The following is a 6,329-nucleotide window of genomic DNA, read 5'->3' as shown; positions in this document are numbered from 1 at the left end:
TGCTGCGGACCATCGGGATCTGCCTGGCGGTCCTGGTGCTCGGCACGGCCGGTGCGGGCTGGTGGTTCTACGAGCACCTCAACGGCAACATCCAGAGCTACTCCCTCGACGGCAAGGGCGGCGCGGAGAAGGCCGACGCCTTCGGCCGCACCCCCATCAACATCCTGGTCATGGGCTCGGACGGCCGGACCAGCAAGGCCGACTGCAAGCTCGGCGGCGGCTGCTCGGCCACCGGCGTGCAGACCGGCGGCGGCAACGCGGACGTCGAGATGGTCGTGCACATCTCCGCCGACCGCTCCAACGCCACCGTCATGAGCATCCCGCGCGACACCATGACCGACATCCCCGCCTGCGAGGACACCGAGGACGGCCTCTCCACCCGCGGGTACCACGGCCAGATCAACAGCGCGCTGCGCTACGGACCCGCCTGCCAGGTGGCGGCCGTCCACCGGCTCACCGGCATCCCCATCGACCACTTCGTGCAGCTCGACTTCTCCGGCGTGGTGAAGATGTCCGACGCGGTCGGCGGGGTGTCCGTCTGCGTCAGCGACGACGTCTACGACACCTACTCGCACCTGAAGCTCTCCCAGGGCAAGCACACCCTGAAGGGGAAGGCGGCCCTGGAGTTCGTCCGCTCGCGCCACGGCTTCGGCGACGGCAGCGACCTCGGCCGCACGGTCTCCCAGCACATCTTCCTCAGCGCGATGATCCGCAAGTTCAAGAGCGCGGGCACGCTCACCGACCCCACCGCCGTCTACGCCCTCGCCGACGCGGCGACCAAGGCGCTGACCGTGGACGACGGCCTGGGCAGCGTGAAGAAGCTGATCGCGCTGGCGGCCGACGTGAACAAGGTCCCCACCCGGCGGATGACCTTCACCACCATGCAGACCGCCCCCGACCCGAGCGACAGCGACCGCGTGGTGGTCGGCGCGGGCGCCAGGACCCTCTTCTCCACCATCGCCGAGGACCGCTCGCTGACCACCGGCTCGGGCAAGAAGGCCGGGAAGGCCACCGCGAGCGCCTCGCCCACCGCCTCCGCCGTGCCCGCCTCGCGGATCGCCGTGACGGTCCAGAACGGCACCGGGATCACCGGCCGCGCCGCCGCGGTCGCCGCCTCCCTCGTCGACCAGGGCTTCGCGCCCGCCACCAGCACGGGCAACGCGGCCGGTGCGGCGGCCACGACCACCCTCACCTACGGCAGCGGCCAGAAGGACGAGGCGCGGACCGCGGCCGAGGCCCTGGGGCTGCCCACCGCGCGACTGCGGCAGGGCACCGGCACCGGTCTCACCCTGGTGATCGGCTCCGACTGGCCGAGCGGTTCGACCTATCCGGGCGGCTCCACCGCGCCCGCGCCCGCCGACACCGGGGCGGCCGTCTCCAACGCCCACGCGCAGACCGCCGACCAGGCCAAGACCTGCGCGGAGGTCAGCCCCTACCGGACCGTCGCCCTCGGCGGCGTCCCGATGACACCCGCGCAGGCGTACGCGGCGGCGGGCTCCAAGCCGGATTCGGACGACTGACCGGAGCCCTCCGGAGACCGGAGTTGTACAGTTGCGCAAGGCGGCAACCGAGGCCGCCCGCCGAGAGCCGTCGCGCAGACGGAGTGGGAAACACAGAGAGGGGTGCGGGATGCTCCGCAACGGACTGGAACCCTGGCACCTGCTGATCGTGGCCCTCGTGGTCATCGTGCTGTTCGGCTCGAAGAAGCTGCCCGAGGCGGCCCGCGGTCTGGGCAAGTCGATGCGCATCCTCAAGAGCGAGGCGAAGGCCATGAAGGACGACGACGCCGAGCGCCGGGCGCCGACCGCCGCCGACGTCACCGGCCCGGCCGTGCGCGCCGCGCAGGAGGAGCCCGTCGTCGCCCGCCCCGTCACCGAGGCCACCCAGCCCGCCCGCTGACCCGTCGGCCACCGGGCGGACCGGAGGCCCCGTCAGGGGCTCGCGATGTCGAAGCCGTACCGCAGTGGCTCCTGGGTGACCGCGTAGTCACGCCGGTAGATGAACACCGCCTCCACCCTCGGACCGTCGGGCACGGCCTCCGTCCGGCAGGGGAAGGTCACCTGGAGCACCCGTGGCCGGTCGGCCACTTTCATCCGCATTCCGTCAGCGGGGCCGCCGTCGAGCACGGCGGACTCCCATCCCGTCACCTCGGTTGTCGTCACGCCCGACACTTTAAAGGTTGCGCAAGTGTTGATGGAAGTCGGCGAGGTGACGACCCGGCGGTCCCGTGGTCCGGCGGCTAGCCCCGGCGTCCGCCGTCCGACGCGAGCTGTTCGACCGCGTGCCGCCAGGCGCGGTGCACGGCCGCCCGCAGTTCGGCGGTCGCCGCCGCCACGTCCCCGCACGGAGTGACCGGTTCGCCGAGATGGACGTGCAGCGCGGGACGCCGCAACGGCGCCGTGCACACCCCGGCGAGCTGCTTCATGCCGCTCCCCGAGACGATCCGGCGGGCGCCCGCGTGCCCCAGCGGCACCACCGGGGATCCGGTCGCGAGCGCAAGACGGGCCAGACCGCTGCGGAACGCCTCCGGCGCGCGGTCGCCCGCGTCCCGCCGCGACGGCAGACCGCCCTCCGGATAGAGCACCACCACCCGGCCCGCGGCCAGCGCCCGCGCCGCGAGCCCCAGCGACTCCGCCGCGCGGGCGCTTCCCCGGCGCACCGGGACATGACCCTCACGCGTCAGGCAGCCCCCGAGCACGGGCACCCGCCACAACCCCGCCGCGGCCAGCACCACCGGCTCCACCCCCGCCCGGCGCAGCGCCGCCAGCACCAGTCCCGGATCGATCAGCGCGGTGTGGTTCGCCGCGACGATGCTGCCCGGCGCGACACCGCCGGCGCCCGACGTCACCGTCAGGCGGCCGAGGACGGGGACGACCGCGCGGGCGAGGGCGGAGAGCATGCGGGGCTCCTTCGGGTGACGCGGGAGCGGTGACCGGCGCCGACCGCTCCCTCCTGACCCGCATCGTCGCCCGTGCCCGTCCCCGCGTGCATGAGTACCGGTACTCATCCGGGACGCGCGTCGGCGGTGCGCCGCCCTGGGAGGGACGACGCACCGCCGGTCTCACACCCCCGGGTGCCGCCGCGCGTCGGTCACCCGGGGGTCGGAAGAGTGATCAGTGACGGCCGCCGCGGTGACGGCCCCAGGTGAACTCGGAGACGATCCGGCGGTGGTCGTTGCGCAGGGTCACGGTGCCCGCGCGGTTGTCGAGGATCTCGCGGTGGCGGTCCTGGAAGAGGTCGAGCCGGGTGTCGTGGCCGCGTCCGGTGTGGACGCGGACGGTGGCCCGCCCGTCCAGGCGGTAGTGGCGGAACGTGTAGGTGTGGCCGGCGTTGTCCGCGAGCGTCCAGCCGCTCAGGTTCACCGCCTCGCGGGTGCGGTTGGTGATGTCCACCCACTCCCGGTTGAGGGAGCGCGGCGCGTTGTCGTCACGTCCCGGGGCGTCGTGCTGGACGCCGCTGATCTCCACGGCCTGACGGTGCGGCCGGGCCGAGTCGGCCGCGGTCGCCGGCAGGGCCACCGCCCCGACGAGAGCGCCGGCCGCGAGCGCGGTGGCGGCCAGGCGACGGGCGCTGACAGAAGTGGAAACGGACACAGGTCCCCCTGCTGGTGCGGCACCTCCCGCCCGGAGCGGGACGGTGCGGTGTGCGGGTGCGGCCGGTCGGTCGCACAGCCACCTTGCCCACCGGGTGAAGAAGTCACGGGCGATACGTGAATCGTGTTACCGATCGTCCACATCGCTGTGACTCTTACCTGCAACGTCCATTTATGCGCCGAATGCACGGTGTTGACGGTCGATCCGGCCCGCCTCCCGTGCGGACACCGGGCGGACCCGGGCGTTCGCCACGGCACGCCACCCGGGGCCGGTCCCGATCTTCACCCGCAGGTGGGTAACGACGACCCGCCCCGCTGACGCCGGGAGGCGCGGCTCAGTTCCCCACGCCGAGACCCGACATGAACGCCGACGGGTACCGGTCCCCGCGCGCCGAACCCGCGGGCACCGCCTTCTCGATCTCCGCGAGATCGGCCTCGTCCAGCTCCACGTCCAGCGCGGGCAGCGCCTCGGCCAGCCGCTCCCGGGTCCGCGCGCCGACCAGCGGCACCACGTCCGTGCCCCGGGCCAGCACCCAGGCGATGGCGAGCTGGGCGACGGTGCAGCCCTTCGCCGCGGCGATCCGGCGCAGCGCCTCCACCAGCGTGAGGTTGTGCTCCACGTTCCCGGCGGCGAACCGCGGGGTGAAGGAGCGGCCGTCGTCGGGGCCCGCGGTCCGGTCCGCCGACCAGTGCCCGGAGATCAGACCGCGGCTCAGCACGCCGTACGCGGTCAGGCCGATCCCCAGCTCCCGCAGCGTGGGCAGCACCTCGTCCTCCACCGCCCGCGAGATCAGCGAGTACTCGATCTGCAGGTCGGTGACCGGGTGCACGGCGTGCGCCCTGCGGACCGTCTCCGCGTCCACCTCCGACAGGCCGAGGTGGCGCACGTACCCGGCGTCGATCATCTCCTTGACCGCGCCCACCGTCTCCTCGATCGGCACGTCGGGGTCGAGCCGGGCCGGGCGGTAGATGTCGACGTGGTCGGTGCCCAGCCGGGTCAGCGAGTACGCGAGGAAGTTCTTCACCGCCTCCGGACGTCCGTCCTGTCCGCCGAAGCCGGGGCCGGGGGAGCGCAGCATCCCGAACTTGACGCTCAGCCGGTAGCTGTCCCGGTCCCGGCCGCGCAGCGCCTCGGCGAGCAGCAGCTCGTTGTGGCCCATCCCGTAGAAGTCGCCGGTGTCGATCAGCGTGACGCCGGCGTCCAGCGCGGCGTGCACGGTGGCGATGCTCTCCGCGCGGTCCGCCGCGCCGTAGGCACCGGACATGCCCATCGCGCCCAGGCCGAGCGCGGAGACGGCCGGACCTCCGGTGGACAGGGTTCGTGTCTGCATCACGTTCTCCTTCGTCGTCGTTCTGCCCCCAGCCTGGACCCGCCCGGCGCGCGGCGGGAGCGGAGCGTTCATCCAGGGAGCGGCGCTCCCTGGATCGGCCCGCCCGCGCGGGGTGACCATGGGGGCATGCAACGAGACGAGCTGGCCGACTTCCTCCGCCGCCGCCGTGAGGCGATCCGCCCCGCCGAGGCGGGCATCTCCGACGGCCCCCGCCGCCGCACCAGCGGGCTGCGCCGGGAGGAGGTCGCGATGCTCGCCGGCATGTCGGTCGACTACGTCGTCCGCCTCGAACAGGGCCGCAGCAGCCAGCCGTCGCCGCAGTTGCTGGGCGCCCTCGCGCGGGCGCTGCGGCTCTCCGACGACGAGCGCGACCACCTCTTCCACCTGGCGGGACACCGGCCGCCGCCGCCCGAGGGGGTGCGGGGGCAGGCCCGCGCGGGCCTGGTGCGCATGCTCGACCTGCTCGGCGACACCCCGGCGCTGGTCCTCTCCGACCTCGGCGAGATCCTGGCCCAGAACCGGATGGCCCTGCTGCTGCACGGCGACCACACGGGCTTCACCGGCGACCGGCGCTACCTCGCGTACCGCTGGTTCACCGAGCCGGAGACCCGGGCGATCTGCCCGCCCGAGGAGCAGGAGCAGCGGGACCGGCAACTGGTGGCCGATCTGCGCGCGGTCGCGGGCCGCCGTTCGGGTGACCCCGTGGTCACCGGGCTCGTCGAGCGGCTGCGGGCGGCGAGCCCCGCGTTCCGTGACCTCTGGGCCGACCACGAGGTGGCGGTCCGCCGCGCCGACCGCAAGACGCTGCCGCACCCGCGGGTCGGCCCGCTGGTGATGGACTGCGAGACCCTGTTCACCCCCGACCAGGGGCAGGCGCTCCTGGTGCTCACCCCGGCGGACGACGAGACCCGCGAACGGCTCGCCCTGCTGCGGGTGCTCGGGGTGCAGGAGTTCCCGGCGGGCTCGGAGCGGCCGGTGCGCTGACCGGCGGCGCCGTGCCGGAGGCCGCCCGCCGGTCCGGCGCCGTCACGCCTGGAGGCCGCCCGCCGGTCGGGCCCTCGGCGGCGTCCTAGTCGCTCCAGCCGTTCCCGCGCCGGTCGGGGGTGGTGCCGTCGTGGCCGGGGAGGCGGTTCGCCGTCGGGCGTCCCTCGTCGCCCTCGGTGCCGGGCGTCCGGGGCTGCTCGGCGGGGTCCGGGGGCCCGGTTCGCCGCGCCGGAAGCGGGTGCCCCGCCGTACGGCCCAGACCAGGCCGAGCACGAGCAGCAGTCCCAGCACGAAGGGGACGACGGCCGCGGCCACCTGCGGGAAGGCGAGCTGGGTCACCGCCCCGGGGGCGGCGGCGTGGGTCGCCGTCGTCCCGGTCGTCTGTGCCGTCGCGAGGACGGACATGATCTGTGGAGTCATTC

The 6,329-nt window shown here is 74.2% G+C and carries 8 protein-coding genes; 3 read left to right on the top strand and 5 right to left on the bottom strand.

The annotated features are described in order from the left end of the window. The first annotated feature begins 2 nt into the window (after nucleotides 1-2). Together GA0115242_RS33540 and tatA are read left to right on the top strand one after the other, a co-directional pair. The gene (locus GA0115242_RS33540; RefSeq protein ID WP_237549459.1) at nucleotides 3-1,520 is read left to right on the top strand and encodes an LCP family protein; all 1,518 of its coding nucleotides are present in this window, start codon (nucleotides 3-5) and stop codon (nucleotides 1,518-1,520) included. 109 nt (nucleotides 1,521-1,629) lie between these two features. Further along, nucleotides 1,630-1,899 carry a Sec-independent protein translocase subunit TatA gene (gene tatA, locus GA0115242_RS33535; RefSeq protein WP_093835272.1) on the top strand — a complete coding sequence of 90 codons (270 nt, stop codon included), beginning with the start codon at nucleotides 1,630-1,632 and terminating at the stop codon, nucleotides 1,897-1,899. A gap of 32 nt (nucleotides 1,900-1,931) precedes the next feature. On the opposite strand, the gene GA0115242_RS33530 is transcribed toward tatA, so the two are convergent. The 4 genes from GA0115242_RS33530 to GA0115242_RS33515 all read right to left on the bottom strand — a co-directional run bounded on the left by GA0115242_RS33530 (nucleotide 1,932) and on the right by GA0115242_RS33515 (nucleotide 4,923). Continuing rightward, a complete protein-coding gene (locus tag GA0115242_RS33530; protein ID WP_202556228.1) occupies nucleotides 1,932-2,162 on the bottom strand; it encodes a hypothetical protein in 231 nt (76 codons plus the stop codon). 77 nt (nucleotides 2,163-2,239) lie between these two features. Further along, on the bottom strand, nucleotides 2,240-2,899 hold the full coding sequence (locus tag GA0115242_RS33525) for a lysophospholipid acyltransferase family protein (protein WP_093835270.1): 660 nt from the start codon (nucleotides 2,897-2,899) through the stop codon (nucleotides 2,240-2,242). A gap of 214 nt (nucleotides 2,900-3,113) precedes the next feature. Next, entirely contained in the window at nucleotides 3,114-3,593 is a 480-nt protein-coding gene (locus GA0115242_RS33520) for a lamin tail domain-containing protein (protein ID WP_093835268.1), read from the bottom strand. A 334-nt stretch (nucleotides 3,594-3,927) separates the two neighbouring features. Further along, nucleotides 3,928-4,923, bottom strand: coding sequence for an aldo/keto reductase (locus GA0115242_RS33515; protein ID WP_093835266.1), 996 nt, complete (start codon nucleotides 4,921-4,923; stop codon nucleotides 3,928-3,930). 126 nt (nucleotides 4,924-5,049) lie between these two features. Between GA0115242_RS33515 and GA0115242_RS33510 the strand changes: the two genes are divergently transcribed. Continuing rightward, complete coding sequence (locus GA0115242_RS33510) at nucleotides 5,050-5,907, top strand: helix-turn-helix transcriptional regulator (RefSeq protein WP_093835264.1); 858 nt, start codon at nucleotides 5,050-5,052, stop codon at nucleotides 5,905-5,907. A 42-nt stretch (nucleotides 5,908-5,949) separates the two neighbouring features. Here GA0115242_RS33510 and GA0115242_RS40425 read toward each other — a convergent pair whose 3' ends face one another. Further along, entirely contained in the window at nucleotides 5,950-6,327 is a 378-nt protein-coding gene (locus GA0115242_RS40425) for a DUF6479 family protein (protein WP_141721848.1), read from the bottom strand. Between the last annotated feature and the right edge of the window lie 2 nt (nucleotides 6,328-6,329).

This window comes from Streptomyces sp. SolWspMP-5a-2, from assembly GCF_900091845.1.
GTDB classification, from domain to species: domain Bacteria; phylum Actinomycetota; class Actinomycetes; order Streptomycetales; family Streptomycetaceae; genus Streptomyces; species Streptomyces doudnae.
The sequence above is the reverse complement of the archived record's forward strand: the minus strand, read 5'-3'. Positions and strand labels throughout refer to the sequence as shown.